Raw genomic sequence first — 15,830 nt, 5'->3', positions numbered from 1 at the left:
GGCTTGCGGCGGCTGGGTTGGGGGATGGGCTGGCTCCGTCATGGTGGATCCCGGCGAATTCCGACGCTTCGGCGAGCGGCTGTCTGCGTGGCACGGGCTGCCGCGATATCTCGATTGTCGACGTGCGGCCGCCGTGCCGCGATCCGGCGCTCAGAGCTGGTGCGGATGGGCGTGTGCTCATGGGCGGCGGTTCGGTCGCTTGACCCAGCGGTGGGTGGTCCAGGCCCTGCGGATTAGGCTACGGATCGTGATGATCGTGTCGGCGAGATCGAAGAAGGCGTTGACCACGGTCGCGCGACGTTCATAGCAGCGGGCGAGACGGTGGAAGGCGTTCTGCCAAGCGTGGGTGCGCTCGACGTGCCACCGCTGACGGGCCTGGACCTGTGCCTTCTCACCCTTGTGCGCGATGCGGCCGTGCAGGTTGCGGGCGGCCAGTTCGGTGCGGGTCTTGTCCGAGTCGTAACCGGCGTCCAAGTGCACCGTGATGTCGTCGGGCAGGGGCCCGAGATCGTCCAGCAGGTCCAGCGTCGACGCGAACAACGGGGAGTCGTGGCGGTTCGCGCCGGCCAGCACCCGGCCGAGCGGAATTCCGTACCCATCCGTCATACCCGAGCGTTTCAGGCCCTGTTTGCCGCGTTCGACCGGTGAGCGCCCGGCGACCTCGCCCCCGCCGGGCGCCTTGGTGATGGAGCCGTCCACGGCGATCTGCTCGAGCACGAGCCCGACAATCCGGTCGTAGGACTGGAGCGCGATCTGCTTGAGCCGGGCGAAGACGCCGAGCCGGATCCATTCGTCGCGGCGGTTGCGGATGGTGGTCGCCGAGCAGGTCGTGTCAGCGATCGCCTGGTAGCAGCAGCCGAACCGCAGGAGTTGCAACAGCTTGTCGAACACGATCCGGTCGCCGATGCGGGGCCGGTGGCAGCCCAGTGGATGGGACGGGTCGACCGCCGGGCGCTCAGGCAGCAGGGCGGCGAATTGGTCCCAGAGCGGGTCGGTCAGCCGTGATGGCAGCACGGGCACAGATTCCCCCAGTGATCACAGAGCGTCGCAACTCCATGATCACTGGGACCTGTGGCCGCCCTGCTGCCGGGGCTCCCCACGCCGCCTATCTGCGTGAGCTCTTAGTTCACGTCTACGTAGTCACCAGAGGAGTTGCTGGCGCCGGTCGTGGTGTTGCCGCTGTAGCGCCAGCGCCATGTGCCGTCCTGGGAGGCGGTCACCGTGGTCTTCAGGTAGCCGGTACTGCTGGCGGTGACCTCCTTGACCGTGGTGTACGTGCTGGAACCGGCGGGCTTGAACTGCAGTTTCACCAGTCGGCCGCCGTAGTTGTCGTAGCGATGCAGACTCCAGTTGGCGCGCTGCACCGTGCCTGTGACGGTGATCGGACTGCCCTTGGTGACGGGCTCGGGGGAGGCGTTCATGTTCTGGATGCGCGAGGCACGCTGGAGGCGGACCGTCGCGGAGAGCAGGTCGGTGTCGTAACCGCCGCCCTTCTTGATGGCCGTGCCGACGGTTTTCCAGTCGGTGGCGTCACTGTTGACCAGCTTGTTGCCATTGCCGCCCGGCATGTTGTCGGGATCCACGGTGATCGTCTCGTCGCAGTCGTGGAAGGTGTAGCCGCCCGCGGAGGATTGGCTGCAGCTCCACCGGGTCGTGAAGACCGCGAGCTTGTACTCATTGGTCCCGTAGGTGCCCCGGTACGCCTCAACCCACCAGCTGTCGAGCGTCACGTTGCTCTTCACCGTGTACGTCAACGGGGCCTCGACCTCGGCGCTGATGCCGACGACGATGGGCTTGCCGTTGTTGAACACGACGTTCGAGAACGAGATGTCACTGTCGGCCGCGTACGCGGACGGCGCCGTGAGCGCCACGCACACCAGCGCCATGCCCCCGGCCACCGCCGCGGCGGCCGCGCGCCGCGCAGCCGAGGGGCTGTGCCGCTGCGGAGCAGCAGCCGATATTGAAGTGATCAATCCCCACCCCTGAGTCGAGTGTCTGCGCGGCGGGTCAACTGCCCGCCGCGGGAACTCTAGATCATCCGGGGCGGCACCTCGCGCCACCACCGGCCTCGGGGATCAATGGAACCGTGGTTGGCGCTGAGATTGATCACGGTGCGGGCGGGCGCGCTGCACCAGGTCCACCAGGGCGCCAGGGGGGCGCACTCGGCTGGCGCACAACGCCGCCCGCGCCCCGGATGCCCGTGTCGCCGTCCTCACGTCGGCAGGATGTCAAGTCCGAACTGGTTCAGTAGTCCCTCGGCGAGAGCTGACGATGTCGGCGGAGAGCGCCGGCAGGCGGCCGAGAACGCCGACGGGGCGGCGTATGCCGACGCGGTGTCGGAGTACGCCGGCCTGGGGCGGGCCGTGATTGCGTGCAGCGCGGGGTTGTAGGCGAGCCGGCGGGCGCGGACGGCTGATCCGAGCGTGCTGCGGAAGGTCGCACCTGCCCGGTAGACGGCTCGCTGGCCCATCGAGGTGCGAGCACGTCGCTGTAGTGCCGGTCGGCCTCCCGGGCGAGTCGTTCGATTCCTCCTTCAGCTCTCGTTACACGTCGCAAAGCTGGTGGAAGAAGCCGATAGGTTCGACGGCCGCGGTGTCATCCACCTCGTCCACGCGGTGGTCGAATCCGCCGAGGACGCCGGAGTCGAGTCCGAAGAAGACCAGGTCAGGGTGGCCGTCGTCCTGTGCGAGCAGGGAGACGTTCACGACCTTGCCGACGCGACTCGGTCCCTCGTGCAGGAACGGGACGAGGCGCGAGTCGACCGCTGCGGCCACGTCGCCCTTGGTCTTCCCTGGGGGCGGCCGCAGCTCGGCAATCGAGATACCCCGTCCCAGGTCGAACTCGCGGGCGTCCGGGTCGTCCGGGTCCACGGCGAGGTCGTCGTCGGTGACCGACGGCAGCGTCTGGGCCCCGAACGCGCCCAGCTTCTCGACGGTCATGACCGGGTTCAGCGCGTCGATCCGTTCGCCGGGAGACAACCCCGTGTCCGACGACACCAGGAACAGATACCGGTTCTCTCGCCCGTCCTGCAGCAGGCGAACACGTGTAATGTTCCCCGTCCGACGCGGCTGCCCTTCTCTCAGGTCTTCGTGAGACTGCGCACCGCCGCCTCGATACCCTCCGCTGTGGTGTCACCCTTCGGGCGGAGCTGGTAGATGGTCACCCGGCCGGTCGAATCGATTGTCGTTCATGGTTTCCCATTTTCGGTGCCGTGATGTCCTGCCCCCGGTGCGCTGTCGACGGTAGTTCGCCGTCCAGCGAGGGTGGGGCGGCACGCCCTGACTCATCCAGCCGGGTCCACCGCTTGGTGCAGGCGGCCCGTCCGTTCACTGATGATCCGTCAAGTCAGGCGATCCCTGTGCGCGCGTCGGTGATCCAGGCGTTGTCCTCGCGACTGCGGCGGGGCCCGCGTAGCCGGGCGGCGCTCCCGGCTTGGGCCTGCGCAAGCAGGCGACAGCGAAGTTGACGTCGCCCGGGCGTGCTCTGCCTGTTGTGATATCCGACCGCGACGTCGGCGGGGCCGTGGAAGGTGTTGTCGGCGGCCGTCGCGGGCTGTACGAGGTCGGGTGCTGAACGCGGTCTCCACGCACGCGATGGTGGCGGAACAGTGGTGCTTGCGGTCGGCCGGCGAGCTGCACTTCGGGCGCCGGGCGAGGGGATGTTCACCGCGCTGGCTGTTTGGGCCCGGCGGGTCTCGCAACCTGTCGGGTCGCCACGGAGTCACAGAGGGACCAGCCCCAAGTGGCTCGCCGTGGCTCCTTGGGGCGACTCGGCAGGCCGCTGGGCGTGCCGACCCGGCGGGACGGGCTGGATGCGCCAGCATTGCCAGACAGGCCCGGCGGCGTGCCCGACGCCGCCCGGTCCGCTGTCGTCCGCTCGCGGACCGGAGCGCCCGCGGGTCACGTCCCGTGTGGCGGCCGATCCCTGAACATTCGGAGTTCCCACTGATGGTGACCGTGTTTCGCATCGTCGCGCCCCCCACCGGTATCGAGGTCACGGGCGACGGAAGCAGTCCCACCGACGAGGAGATGGCGCAGGAGAAGGAGGCCCGGCAGGCCTTCCTGGACGCCGTTTCGCCCTATCTCGCTGCTCTGCCAGCGCAGCCGCCCCACCGTTCCGGCAACGTCTCGAAGATCGAACTGCTCGGCGGGGACGTGTGGTCCCAGCTGAACCAGTACCTGCTGCTGGTCACCGTCGACATCGGCGACCCGCGGATCGACTTCGACTCCTTCATGCCGCCCGGCACCACCGTCACCCGCGTGGCCGGCGACCTCGTCCCGCTGTCCCAGTGGCCGGACGGCGACCTGACCTGACCCGCACGCCGGCCCATCCGCCCCCGCTGTGCCCGGGGCGGGGTTGCGGGGGCGGGGCCGGGCAGGCCCACAAGTGCATCGGCTGGTGCTCAGCGAGCGCACTCACCCGCCCCTTCCGGCTGCCTCCCATCCAGATCCGCGGGCCACCCCTATGCCACAGACCGAGCGCCTGCATCTGATTGGACGTCTTCTCACCGACCAGAGCCTGCCTCTGCGGACCCGGGTCGCAGGAGTCATCGTCCTGCTCTACGCCCAGCCACTCAGCCGCGTCGTCCGCCTCACGCTGGACGACATCGCCCGCGCCGACCAGCAGGCCCTCCTCCGCCTAGGCGAGCCCCCGTCCCCAGTTCCCGCACCACTCGCGGAACTCCTGTTCCGCTGGATCGACAGCCGGGACAACATGAACACCGCGACCAACCACGCTTCCCGGTGGCTGTTCCCCGGCCGCCGAGCCGGGCAACCGCTGCATCCCGACGTCCTTGCGGCCCTCCTCAGCGACCTCGGCATCCCCACCACCGCTGGCCGCACCGCCGCGATCCGACAGCACGTATTCGGAATCAGAAACCGGCGAGGACACGACAAGCAGCGTCCACGGGCTACCGGCGGACGCAAGCACTTCGGTGGGAAGCCCCGAGAGGAACGGGGGAGCGGATGCGCCAGGAGATCGAGCAGGTTCCCGTGCCCGGCTGGAGAGACCCAGCGGTCCACCGCGGAGGGGTCCTTGTCGCCGAACAGCTCCCCAATTGCCTTGAGAACCAGATCCTTGTTGTTCATGATGAGCATCCGCTCTGCCGGGCGGCGGGGGTAGGCCCATCAGTCTGGGAGCGGCCGCTGGCGGTGTCCTCGACCACCGGCACCATGTCTCCGTCGACGATGACCCGGGCGCGCTCGTAGCGGAAGTCCGCCGGCAAAGAGGAGACCAGTTCACGCAGAGCCCCGGGCGGCGCCGGAACCGCGATGGTTGATTTCGTTCACCATCGCTGTGCGCCCGGGACCCTGCTGCACGTCTCCCCCGGACAGGTGCAGCGCCTACCCCAGGCCGCCGCCGGACACCCCGAGGACTTCCAGGCGGTCATGGTGCGGTTCACCGCCGCCTTCCCACCCCGGCTGCAGCGAACCGATCCGCTGCTCAACCATCCCTTCGGGCCAGTTGCCCGGACCATCCCTCAGGCCGAGCGCGAAAGTATGGCACGCGCCATGGCCGAACTCGCCCAGGAATACCGCCGCGCCGTCGACGAGGCGGACGCCGCCGACATCACCATCGACCTGCTGCGGCAACTACTCAGCGCACTCCTGCTGCGCATCACCCGGCTACCCGCCCCAGAAACAGCCGACCGTAGCGACACCGGCGGCGACATCTTCCCCTGCTTCCAGCGCGAGCTCGAATGATCCTTCACCACCACCCGCAACGCTGCCGACTACGCAGCCCGCACCGGATACTCGCTGCGAACCCTCAACCGCGCCTGCCTGGTCGCCACCGGCCACACAGCAAAAGAACTCATCGACACCCGCGTCGCTCTGGAGGCCAAGCGCCTCCTCGCGCACACCGACCTCCCCGTGGCCGCTATCAGCCAGCGTCTCGGATTCACCGAGCCAACCAACTTCGGCAAGTTCTTCACCCGGACCACCAGCCACACACCGGGAGCCTTCCGCGATCACGAACGATCGTGATCTGCCGCTCAGGCCTGCGACTCGCACCGGTGATGGAACGAGTCCGCGTCGCTCGCCCCGGGGCAGATGCCCGCGGACCCGGCCGCATTCGGCGACTCGCGCATTCACCTCGGACGGGCCCAGCCTTCGATGGCCCGTTATGCGGCGACCATGCTGAGGCAGTCCGGGGTGCTCGCTATGGCCGCGCCCCGCGTTTACCCGGTGCATGGCAGCTGGGCGGGGCTCCAGGACGCACAACCAGTCATGTGGTAACCAACCCGCGCATATCAGGCTGACCGCGCGTCGTCGCCACGACACGCATCTCACTCGGACCTCCCGCCGGCCCCCATCTCTCCACCTCCCGGGGAGCGGACCACGCTGCACCGCTTGGCAAAAGCCACTACATATCAGGGCCCCACCCGTCGCCAGTCCGTCACAGGGCAGGGGTTTGTGTGGTCCGGAGGGGTGACCCAGAAGGCTTTGCGCAGCTCAGCGCTAATCTGGGCGCCTGTCCGGCCGTCCCTGGACCGCGGGCGGCTCCTTCGTGAGGGCCCAGAACTGCTCACCGCAGGAGCAGAAGTAGGCCATCGCACGCTCGCCGGGCCGGAACATCTCCTCACGCCAGGGCCGGTGCCCGGTGCACCAGGCATGCCACATCGCTCGGATCACAGGTGCTCATCGAGAGCAACGACTGTAGTAACGAACCCCGCTCTTCTGCCTGACGACCCCGTTCGTCACACTGACGCCGTGCCTCGAATAGCCACCGCCACCTCGTCCCGGCAGGTCCGCCGCCTCACCACGCCGGCGTTTTTCGGTCCGCCGGTGATCGTCGGGCTGTCGTTGCTGGCCGCCAATCCGGACTGGAGCGGGCTCGCACTGGTGCTCGGGACCTTCGCGCTGATCGCGACTCTCTCGCTGATGATCATCGCAGCGCCGAACGGGTGGTTGATCGTCGGCGGGGTGATCGTGGGGATCACCGCGCTGTCCGGGCCGGGGCCGGTGCTGCAGGCGGAGGTGATGGCGCACCAAGGGCAGCGGGTGGAGGTGCGGGTCACCTCGGTGAAGACGTTCCAGGGCAAGCACGGGCCGGAGTACACCTGCCTTCTGGGGCGGGTGGACGGCAAGCCGCTCAAGCACGCCGAGCTGGGCCACGACTCCTGCGACGGGCCAATGGAAGTCGGGCAGACCGAGGACGTGCTCGTCGACCCGCACGGCTGGACGGCGCCGGAGCTGGCCGAGACGGACTACAGCGGGATCGACATCGCCGCGTGGGCCCTGCCGGTGGTACTGGTGCTCTTCGAGCTGCTGGTCTGGCTGTCCCGGCGGGTCGGGCTGCGCCGGTTCGAGGGCCACTGATGGCGCCCGGGTCCCGGAAGAACGTGGCCTGGCCCCCGCACGTGGTGCGGCGGCTCGCCCGCATAGCCGCGCTCGTCCCCCTGCCGATGGTGGGCATCGGCGTGCTCGGCACCAGCCCGGACTGGTTTCCGGCAGCGCTGATCCTCGGTGTGCTGACCGTGGCCCTCGCGATCGCGGTGCTGATGGCGACCGCGACCAAGGGGTGGGTGTTCTTCGCCGGGCTGATCACCGGACTAGCTGTCGTGCTCGGCTCCGGGCTGGTCTTCCAGGCCGCGCTGATGCAGAGCCAGGGGCAGCGTACCGAGGTGCGGATCACCTCGGTGTACACCACCAAGGGCAAGACTGGCCCGATCTACCACTGCAGGCTGAAGCGGACCGACGGCAGGCCGATGGACCACGCCGACATCGTCGGCATGGGCTGCAACGGCACGGAGGACGCGGGCACCACCGAGGACCTGCTGGTGGACCCGAGCGGCTGGCTGGCCCCGCAGCCCGCCGATGCCGACTTCAGCTCCCTCCCCGTCGGCTTCGTGGGAGTCGGCGTCGCGATCGGATTGTGGGAGCTGACTGCCTGGCATACTCGCCGGATCGGCCTGCGCGAGGCCGCGGCGAACCCGACGGGGTCCGGCCGGCCGAGCGGTGCCAGGCCGAACGCCGACAACCGGAGCAAGAAGAAGCGCAAGCGGCGCTAGTGCTGGAGTCCGCCCTGGAGGGCGAGATCCCTGATCACGTCGGCCATGGCGAGCACGACGCGGCAGCGCAGGGGACCAGCGTCGACAGTGCCCCGCCCTCGGGTCCCACGCCACGGTCACCTGCTACCGCCGGCCCCAGCCACGCCCGTCCACCGTCGTCGACCTCGACGCTCCCACTGTCCGTACCCCAGCAGCCCTGCCCACCATCCCCAGGCCCAAGCGGGACGCCCCCGTCTACCCCGACATCTGCAGGCGGAAGAGCATCACCGTCCCGGGCACTGTGTTGGCCAAGTGGCGGCAGAAATACCCCCTGTTCACCCCTCTGTGGCAGGAAGCCTGGTCCGGACGCAGCCTGCCCGGAGCGGAAGTAAGTTTCTGCAGTCAGAGCACCCTAGAGAGCGTCGGGCAGGTGATCAGCGGCTCCGTCCGGTCACGCTGCCGATGGGTGTTCGTCCCTCGCGTCGGCGGGTGCTCGGCGGTTTGTGAGGAGTGGGCGTGGGACGGTGAACGTCAGCGCTCGCGGCGCAGGGAGACGCGCAGGGCCCCATTGTCGTCCCGGCTCAGGAAGAGTCCCGCGCCCTTTACGTTGGTCACGAGTGGCGCGATGGTGCCGCGGCCGAGGACCTTCGCAGTATCCGGGCCCTCGTTGAGATCTACCTGCACGGCGGCGGGTTCAGTGCCTTCGGCAGTCGAGTCCTGTTGGACCGCTCCGTAGGCGGTTCCATCGTCGCGGATCGAGACGATCACGATGGCTTTCCGGTCGCCACTCTTGGCCAGACAGATGCCCTTCTTGCGCCGCAGGTCGAAGACGACGGGCCCGGCGGCGAGATAGCGGCCGTCGGGTGATGCGACCACGCCGTACTCACGGTGCGATCCGTAGTTGCCCGCGTTGATGTTGTTGTTCAGGTCGTAGCCGCAGGTCATGGATGCCTGAAGACGTCCTGTCCCCAGATCGTGTACGGACCACACCGGATTGGCGGCAGTGCTGTCCTCCTTGTCCCGGGTCTGCCAGCCGGCGAGCACGTGGCCGTCGATGACGCCATAGGCCAGTCCGTTGAAGGGAGCGAGGTCGCCGGTCCGCGCGGTACCACTCGGGCGTACGGAGTCGCTGACCCAGTGGCCCACCAACGCAGGCGCTAACGTCGAAGGCCAGGTCATCGCGGCGGCTAGCCTCGCGGTTTCGCGAAGCGTCGTCCAGCAGGTGATCAAGTAAGCGCCATGGTCCACTTGGCCGCGGACGGCCGTGCACGGCTTTGGCGTTCACCGTCACTGCGGGCCAGGCCGGTGACGCACCCGCCTTCGAGACGGCCAAGGCTCGCGTCCACGTGCTCCCAGGCCCGGCCGCTGATCAAGAACACGCGCCCGGCATGGCGGAAGCTCACCAAACAAGGCCCCGATCCTGCCTGTCAATTGACCGAGCTCGTCTTGAACCTCCTCATCATGATCCCTACCAAGGAGGGCGCATTGCGTGCCCGCGACGTCCTCCACTGGATCGAAAGCGACGCAGCAGCGTAAGCGGTCGGAACCGCGCGCCGGTGCCGCACTGAACTGGTGCTACCCCGGCGCACGATCTGCTGCAGTTTCTGGCCCTCCTGGTCGGTCAACCTGCGCACACGGACAGGCTCAGCCACCGCACCCAGAAGTCGGATCCGACATCACCGTTCATCCAACCGCCGGAATGCCACCCGGCGAACCTTCCCGGTCAGAGCACTAGGTACCCAAAGGCCCGCGGCAAGCCCCGTGCTGTGAAAAGCGGGACCTCTTCGCGCACTCCGAGCCCGACGCGGCAGCACAGCGGTGCTGAGCAGGCTTCAGCGGGAGGAGACTTCACGACTGCCGCGGCACCGGCGATCCGTCAGATCCCCAGCGCCGCGCGCACCATGCTCCACGCCGCGCGCTCGGCCGCCTGCTCCTCGTCCTGGTCCACCTCGACGCTTTCCCAGCCCTCGGCGTACCGGAGCACGTTGGACAGCGTCTCGTGGTCGGGGGCGCCGCGCGGTCCCTCAAATGGTGAGTGTAGGACCGTCGACAGTGACTGACGCACCCAGCGGGCGACGGTGGCCTTGTCGCCCTCGGGCATCCACGGGTAGTAGGGCACTCGCCCGATTTCGCCCAGCGCCTCGGTGAGGGCTTCGAGCTCCGGGCCGGGACGCGGGCCGGCCGCGCGGTCGAGTGCGTCGGCGAATTCGGCGAGCAGCGCGAGGTCCGCTTCGGCCACCTCAATGGTGGTCAGGTGCACCACGTTCCCGCCGTCGGGCCCGAGCAGCAACAGGACGTTGGGCGTGGGCGGGTACTCGTTCACCATCCCGTCCGCGAACTGCTCGGTCCCCTAGGGCAGCGCGTCGCGCACCCGGTAGTACGCGTCTTCGACGTCCTGGATCGGCGCGCCGGGGATCGGCACGCCCCCGCTGTCCCGGTAACCCACCAGCTCCCCTTCATGGTCCAGAACCATGTCCATTCGGAGTCTCCGGATTAGCTCGTCCAGTTCGAACAGGCCAGGCAGGGCGTTCTGAGCGAGCGGCAACAGCAAGGTGCGGGTGGGGGTGAGGCGCGGCGGCGGCGACTGCTGGTCGCCAGCTCGGGCGCGGTCGTTCCCCCGCATTGCCTCGGTGTACCGCGTGCCGGTAGTCCGGCTCTGCTCTCGGATCTCCCGCGTGCGCTTCCGGAACTTCCTGGGTCGGCTCGTAGGCATGTCTGACTCCGTACAGCAACGCGCCCCACGCACACGCCGCTCTGAAGACAGGCAGATTCAGGTGCACGATGCGTCGAAGGACGGCTTGGCCTACCAACGAGGACCCCGGCGTGAGCGGAACACCCCTTCAGCGGTCGGCGGTCGTGGCCGCCTGACGGCAGCATACCGGGCATGCCAGGTCGCCTCGGGGTCGTTGGGTACGGGCAGTGTGACGGGGCCGCAGAACGCGGGCCGACGGTGGGGGCAGGGCGCTGCGGTACTCGGCGGTGCGGCTGGAGAGCAGCAGTGGCTGCCCGGCTGGCAGGACCTGGTTGATGGAACGCAGAGCCAGGGCGCGCACGGCTTCAGGGAGTTCGTCCAAGCCATCGAGGATCGGCAGGATCAGCCGCTGCAGAAGCAGGGCGCGTGCCAGTGTGCCGGGGCTGGCCTGCGGGGGGTCGGCGGGGGCGAGGGCGCGTAGGGCGGGGTGGTCTTGGGCGAGTTGGTCGGCCATCCACGTGTACGGGTCCCGGCGGGCCGGGTCCCACGAGGCCAGGGGGAACAGGGCCAGGACGGGGCCGCCGGGCCTGCGATGTTCAAGCAGGGTCAGAATGAGGCGGATCAGCAGCATGGTTTTGCCGGCGGGCTCGCCGAGGACCACCAGGCGGCGGGTGGGGACGCGCTCGAAGACTTGGGCGATGTCGCCCCCATACCGAACAGCCCTTTGGGGCTGGCAATCCACGTGGAGGTGGCTTCGGCGGTCTGGCCAGGCCAGTCCACGGCCAACTCCCTCAAGTGCTGCCACGACTCGACGAGGTCCGTGTCGGCCGCCCCCCATTCGACCGACAGCGGGAAAGGGTCGTTGAGGCGGCGTACCGGCACCTCGGCCTCCCACTGGTAGCGAACCCCTTTGGCTAGCTCGTCAGCGACCTGCTTCACAGAAGGGACAGGTTCCGGAGCCGTCGTGCCAAGGCGGAGTGCGACCCGCAGTACTGCAGGCAGCCCGATCAGGACGCTGAACGCCCCGAAAGCACCGCTCAGTACTGATACTGCCTGGCCGCCATGCTCAAGGAACAATGCCGCTCCCACCACGACCACGACTACGACCACGGCGACGTACAGCAGTCCAGCCCACTTCGGTACACGTCTCACACCGTGATCATGCGGGCCCCGGACGATATTCCCGGGATCCGGCATAGCCGACAGCGCCGGAGCGGTGACGTGACCTGTGCGCGTCGATGGCGGTCACGTCAGGTGGCTGGCGAGCGCGGGGCTCGGCAGCGCACCAGCCCGTCCACGGCGGCGTTGGCAGCGACGCCCCGAAGTACCGCTTTTGGTGGGTGGGTCCACCCGCCTTCGGCAGTTACCGTCCTGAGGCCGCCCGGCCGGTGTTAGCCGGGCGGCCTCATCGCCTGGGTGCGGGTGCGGGTGCGGGTGCCGATGCCGGATCCTGTCGGTTTCTGCGACCATCTGCCCATGGTCGACAGCAGGGATCGTTCAGCGCTGCGCACACTGGTCGGCGAGGTCGTCGCGGGGCTTGGCAGCCTGACACACCGGGAGCTAAACCCAGTCTTCGAACACCTGGGGATGCCACAGGTCCCTGATGATGCGGGGAGTAAGCGCGAGCGGATCGAACTGAGTGTCAGTCAGGTACCCGACGGTGAGCTGCCACAGGTCACGCGACGCATCCTGGAGCAGAGCCACGTCCACGTGAGTCCGTCGCGCCGCTACCAGCTCGAGGACCTGCTGTGGGAAGAGGACGCACCGCCCGAGATACCCAAGAAGGCCCGCCGTGAACTGGCGCGCGCCCTTGACCTGTCGGAGTTGGCCCAGCACCACGACAGCTTCCTGCGGCTACTTGAGCGCTTCTGGATAGCCGAGGACCCTGGCTTCTCCTTTGAGGAGGTGGAGGACCTACTGCTGAACGGGATGCGTCCGGTGACGCTGAAAGACCTGATCGAGCGGCACGTCTTCCGCAATCCTGGGGACTGGTCTACGGAAGACCTTTTCGACAACCTCGGGGTGTTCGAGGCCGGGGACGCCAGGCTCGCCCGCTTCCTGGAGGGCCTGGTATCAGCGGACGTCCTCCTCGATGAGTACCTCCAGGAGAAGACCGCCAACACGATCAACGCTCATCTCCGACCTGGTGGGGTGGAGTTGAGTGTGACCGGCAACGACGGCGGTTATCCCGTGTTCACCGTGGTATCGACGCGACTGCATGGCAACCGGCGGCCGAAGAACATCATCTTTGCCTCGCTCACCAAGCCGGACATCCGCTTCCGGTCCTCGGTGGACAACGACATCGAGATCGTCGGGAGGAACCCGGACGACACCCTCGTCTATGACCGTGAGGTTCCCGTCGAAGGCCTGCGCTGGCGTGATCTGCATGCCTGGTGGCAGGACGCTCGAGAGATCAGCAGAGAGGCCGAGGCCAGAGGGGATCTGTACCAACGGCTCCTCAACAGCCTGCCGGACAATTCGGAGGGCCAGAGGAACCTCTTCATCGCCTACCACCAGATTCTCGGGCCCTCTCCCGAGGATCCTGCTCTCCTACCCGAAGTCTGGCTTCACTGGGACCACAGGACCGTTCAAGAACGCGGCCCGGAGGCGTTGCTGCGTTCCCGCATGGACTTTCTCCTGCTGCTGCCTCATGGACAGCGCGTCGTCGTGGAGGTCGACGGATCACAGCACTACACCCGCGACCGCGGCCGAACTCCGGATACAGGCAAGTACGCGGACATGGTCGCCGCTGATCGAGATCTTAAGCTCAGGGGGTACGAGGTGTTCCGCTTCGGCCATGACGAACTCAGGCCCTTTGACAACGCCCAAGCCCTTCTCCGGCAGTTCCTTCCGGACCTGTTCCACCGCTTCAGGGTGGGCAGCTGACGCCGTCTGTGCTGGCGCAGGGCCTGCGCATGGGCAAGCGCCGCAGGTCGATACCCGGCGCGGATTCCTCAGGCCAGAGCAGCTGACCGAGCGCCTTACCGCGGTCGGCCTGTGCCTCCAAGGGAATGGACCGTTGCGTACGAGAATCGGCACATCGGACCGGCCGACACCCTGGTCACGGTTCCGGCGTCTATTCCCAAGGCGGAACGGCGCCGGCCAGGAGTAGGTGCGGGGGCCCCTCCGCCTGATAGCAGCGGCAGCAAGACATCAGGCGGCTCCTGCCCGATGACCAACACGGACACACTCGATCGCGCGTGGCAGGTGGTGTGCCCGTTGCTCTCTGGTGAGGTCCGGTCTCGCCGTGTAGCGTGATCATTAGATGCTCTGGCTCCCAGTGCCCGCCCGCGCTTTGGCGTGGGCGCTTTGCTGTGCGGTGCCGGACCAAGGGTGTCTCTTCCGGGTCCGCGCGGTGCGGGTCCGGTATCAACTGGAAGGCTGTCAGCATGGCCAGCGGAACCGTCAAGTGGTTCAACGCCGAAAAGGGTTTCGGCTTCATCTCCCAGGACGGCGGTGGGCCGGACGTCTTCGCGCACTACTCCAACATCAACGCCAGCGGCTTCCGTGAGCTTCAGGAGGGCCAGAAGGTGACCTTCGACGTCGGCCAGGGCCAGAAGGGCCCGCAGGCGGAGAACATCACTCCCGCCTGATCTGGCCTCGTTCGGCTCAGGTCCCGGAACTCCTCCGGGACCTGAGCCGTGTTCGTACGGCTGTTTCTAGGCTCGCTGTCGAAGTCTTGTGGGCTCGGATCCGGCGGGACTCGCCGAGTTCTACCAATCTGGGCTCGGCGGGACCGTCAATCAGCAGGATCGGCGGTGGGCAGTCGGCGACGGCTGGGCGACGTTGCACACGCCCTCCGGTCTCGTGTTGGCCTTCCAGCGGTCAGTGGACTATCGGCCGCCTCTGTGGCCGGACCCTGCCCGTCCCCAGCAGTTCCACATGGACTTCGGCGTTGCGGACCTGGACCAAGCCCAAGAATAAGTGCTGGCCATGGGGGCGACCGTATTGGATGACGGTTCCGAGGGACGGAGCTGGCGTATCTATGCCGATCCCGCAGGGCATCCTTTCTGCCTGGTCCGTCACTGAGGACAGGTCAGTGTTCCAGCCGCGCAAGCGCGAGATCATGTGCGGAGCCAGATGGCGAGGGCTGCTGCGGTGGCCGTGCCCAGGTAGACGTAGCCGCGCTTGTCGTATCGGGTGGCGACGGCGCGGGCGTGCTTGAGCCGGTTGATGGCCCGTTCGATGGTGTTGCGCTTCTTGTACCGCTCTTCGTCGAAGCCCGGTGGCCGTCCGCCGCATAAGCCTTTGCGCAGGCGGGCGGCCTGGCTGTCGGCCTTCTCCGGGATGGTGTGCCGGATACCGCCCTGCCGCAGGTACTCGCGGCAGGGCCCGTTGTTGTAGGCCTTGTCCGCAGCGAGACTCTCCGGCTTCTTTCGGGGCCTGCCCGGCCCGAGCCGCGGGACGCGAATCTTCTCCAACACGGGCTTGAACTGGGTGCAGTCCGCTCGCTGGCCTGGTGTGACGACCAAGGACAGCGGGCGGCAGCGGCCGTCCGCGCTCAGGTGGAGCTTGGTGGTGAACCCGCCGCGCGAGCGTCCCAGGCCCTCGCCTCCAACACCACCTCCACCAGGCGGGCGACGAGGCTTTGCCACGGCGTCTCGTCCTGGTGTTCTGCCAGCGGGTCCCCCTTTGATGCGGGCGCCGGCGGCGGATCGGTGCGGGCACCGGCGGCGTGCTGATGCGCCCGCACGATGGTGGAGTCAACCGAGATGTCCCAGTCGATCTCACCCGCTGCGTCGGCCTCGGCCTGGACCTGCTGGAGCAGTCGTTCCCAGGTGTCGTCGCCCGACCACAGCCGGTGCCGTTCATAGACGGTCTTCCACGGACCGAACCGCTCGGGCAGGTCGCGCCACTGTACGCCGGTCCGGACCCGGTGCAGAATCTCGTCAATTACCTGCCGGTGATCCCGCCACCTGCCACAACGCCTGTTGCTGACCGGCAGGAACGGCCGCAGCCGTTCCCACTCGGCATCACTCAGATCACCCCGCCCCATGTCCACATCAACGTGCCGGACACGGAGTAGTCACATGATCGGCCGGACAAGTCCTAGTACTGCAACGGTCTATGCCGTGACTGTTGGCCAGCTGGGTCGTTGGTCTGGTTATGGGTGGGGACCTTGCTGATGTCAGGTTGTGGGCCGACGAG

The 15,830-nt window shown here is 67.9% G+C and carries 15 protein-coding genes and 3 pseudogenes; 9 read left to right on the top strand and 9 right to left on the bottom strand.

The window, feature by feature from the left end; genetic code table 11:
- Nucleotides 1-177: 177 nt before the first annotated feature.
- The 4 genes from ACIRVH_RS45120 to ACIRVH_RS45105 form a co-directional block, all read right to left on the bottom strand.
- Nucleotides 178-1,020 carry an IS5 family transposase gene (locus ACIRVH_RS45120; RefSeq protein ID WP_403966496.1) on the bottom strand — a complete coding sequence of 281 codons (843 nt, stop codon included), beginning with the start codon at nucleotides 1,018-1,020 and terminating at the stop codon, nucleotides 178-180.
- Between the two features lie 101 nt (nucleotides 1,021-1,121).
- The gene (locus ACIRVH_RS45115; RefSeq protein WP_403966493.1) at nucleotides 1,122-1,973 is read right to left on the bottom strand and encodes a hypothetical protein; all 852 of its coding nucleotides are present in this window, start codon (nucleotides 1,971-1,973) and stop codon (nucleotides 1,122-1,124) included.
- 239 nt (nucleotides 1,974-2,212) lie between these two features.
- The gene (locus ACIRVH_RS45110) at nucleotides 2,213-2,470 is read right to left on the bottom strand and encodes a hypothetical protein (RefSeq protein ID WP_403966490.1); all 258 of its coding nucleotides are present in this window, start codon (nucleotides 2,468-2,470) and stop codon (nucleotides 2,213-2,215) included.
- 73 nt (nucleotides 2,471-2,543) lie between these two features.
- Nucleotides 2,544-2,996, bottom strand: coding sequence for a hypothetical protein (locus tag ACIRVH_RS45105; RefSeq protein ID WP_403966487.1), 453 nt, complete (start codon nucleotides 2,994-2,996; stop codon nucleotides 2,544-2,546).
- Between the two features lie 951 nt (nucleotides 2,997-3,947).
- Between ACIRVH_RS45105 and ACIRVH_RS45100 the strand changes: the two genes are divergently transcribed.
- The 5 genes and pseudogenes from ACIRVH_RS45100 (at nucleotide 3,948) to ACIRVH_RS45080 (ending at nucleotide 8,011) form a co-directional block, all read left to right on the top strand.
- Nucleotides 3,948-4,313 carry a hypothetical protein gene (locus ACIRVH_RS45100; RefSeq protein ID WP_403966485.1) on the top strand — a complete coding sequence of 122 codons (366 nt, stop codon included), beginning with the start codon at nucleotides 3,948-3,950 and terminating at the stop codon, nucleotides 4,311-4,313.
- A gap of 957 nt (nucleotides 4,314-5,270) precedes the next feature.
- Complete coding sequence (locus ACIRVH_RS45095; protein WP_403966482.1) at nucleotides 5,271-5,702, top strand: hypothetical protein; 432 nt, start codon at nucleotides 5,271-5,273, stop codon at nucleotides 5,700-5,702.
- A 42-nt stretch (nucleotides 5,703-5,744) separates the two neighbouring features.
- Nucleotides 5,745-5,984, top strand: a pseudogene (locus tag ACIRVH_RS45090) (helix-turn-helix transcriptional regulator); the annotation flags it as partial.
- A gap of 726 nt (nucleotides 5,985-6,710) precedes the next feature.
- Complete coding sequence (locus ACIRVH_RS45085) at nucleotides 6,711-7,319, top strand: hypothetical protein (protein WP_403966479.1); 609 nt, start codon at nucleotides 6,711-6,713, stop codon at nucleotides 7,317-7,319.
- Nucleotides 7,319-8,011, top strand: a complete 693-nt coding sequence (locus ACIRVH_RS45080; protein WP_403966476.1) for a hypothetical protein — start codon at nucleotides 7,319-7,321, stop codon at nucleotides 8,009-8,011. Before ACIRVH_RS45085 ends, ACIRVH_RS45080 begins: the two co-directional genes overlap by 1 nt.
- 510 nt (nucleotides 8,012-8,521) lie before the next feature.
- On the opposite strand, the gene ACIRVH_RS45075 is transcribed toward ACIRVH_RS45080, so the two are convergent.
- Complete coding sequence (locus ACIRVH_RS45075) at nucleotides 8,522-9,220, bottom strand: hypothetical protein (protein ID WP_403966610.1); 699 nt, start codon at nucleotides 9,218-9,220, stop codon at nucleotides 8,522-8,524.
- Here ACIRVH_RS45075 and ACIRVH_RS45070 point away from each other — a divergent pair.
- Nucleotides 9,221-9,339 (top strand): annotated as a pseudogene (locus ACIRVH_RS45070) (IS5/IS1182 family transposase); the annotation flags it as partial.
- 527 nt (nucleotides 9,340-9,866) lie between these two features.
- Here the strand turns inward: ACIRVH_RS45070 and ACIRVH_RS45065 are convergent.
- From ACIRVH_RS45065 to ACIRVH_RS45055, 3 genes are all read right to left on the bottom strand, one after another.
- On the bottom strand, nucleotides 9,867-10,316 hold the full coding sequence (locus tag ACIRVH_RS45065; protein WP_403966473.1) for a hypothetical protein: 450 nt from the start codon (nucleotides 10,314-10,316) through the stop codon (nucleotides 9,867-9,869).
- Nucleotides 10,317-10,340: 24 nt separating this feature from the next.
- A complete protein-coding gene (locus tag ACIRVH_RS45060) occupies nucleotides 10,341-10,469 on the bottom strand; it encodes a hypothetical protein (RefSeq protein WP_403966471.1) in 129 nt (42 codons plus the stop codon).
- 361 nt (nucleotides 10,470-10,830) lie between these two features.
- Complete coding sequence (locus ACIRVH_RS45055) at nucleotides 10,831-11,424, bottom strand: NACHT domain-containing protein (protein ID WP_403966468.1); 594 nt, start codon at nucleotides 11,422-11,424, stop codon at nucleotides 10,831-10,833.
- 734 nt (nucleotides 11,425-12,158) lie between these two features.
- On the opposite strand from ACIRVH_RS45055, the gene ACIRVH_RS45050 reads away from it, so the two are divergent.
- The 3 genes and pseudogenes from ACIRVH_RS45050 (at nucleotide 12,159) to ACIRVH_RS45040 (ending at nucleotide 14,711) form a co-directional block, all read left to right on the top strand.
- A complete protein-coding gene (locus tag ACIRVH_RS45050; protein ID WP_403966466.1) occupies nucleotides 12,159-13,568 on the top strand; it encodes a hypothetical protein in 1,410 nt (469 codons plus the stop codon).
- 503 nt (nucleotides 13,569-14,071) lie between these two features.
- Nucleotides 14,072-14,275, top strand: coding sequence for a cold-shock protein (locus ACIRVH_RS45045; RefSeq protein WP_381659069.1), 204 nt, complete (start codon nucleotides 14,072-14,074; stop codon nucleotides 14,273-14,275).
- A gap of 88 nt (nucleotides 14,276-14,363) precedes the next feature.
- Nucleotides 14,364-14,711 (top strand): annotated as a pseudogene (locus ACIRVH_RS45040) (VOC family protein).
- A gap of 35 nt (nucleotides 14,712-14,746) precedes the next feature.
- On the opposite strand, the gene ACIRVH_RS45035 reads toward ACIRVH_RS45040, so the two are convergent.
- Nucleotides 14,747-15,678, bottom strand: a protein-coding gene (locus ACIRVH_RS45035) for an IS5 family transposase (RefSeq protein ID WP_403966604.1) whose coding sequence is annotated in 2 segments (ribosomal slippage) — nucleotides 14,747-15,312 and nucleotides 15,312-15,678 — 933 coding nt in all. Because the reading frame shifts where the segments join, the coding sequence is not laid out codon by codon here.
- Between the last annotated feature and the right edge of the window lie 152 nt (nucleotides 15,679-15,830).

The sequence above is a fragment of the Streptomyces sp. NPDC101165 genome (assembly GCF_044768135.1).
Classification (GTDB): Bacteria; Actinomycetota; Actinomycetes; order Streptomycetales; family Streptomycetaceae; genus Streptomyces.
Note: the sequence above shows the minus strand (reverse complement) of the source record. Positions and strands in the feature narration are given on the sequence as shown.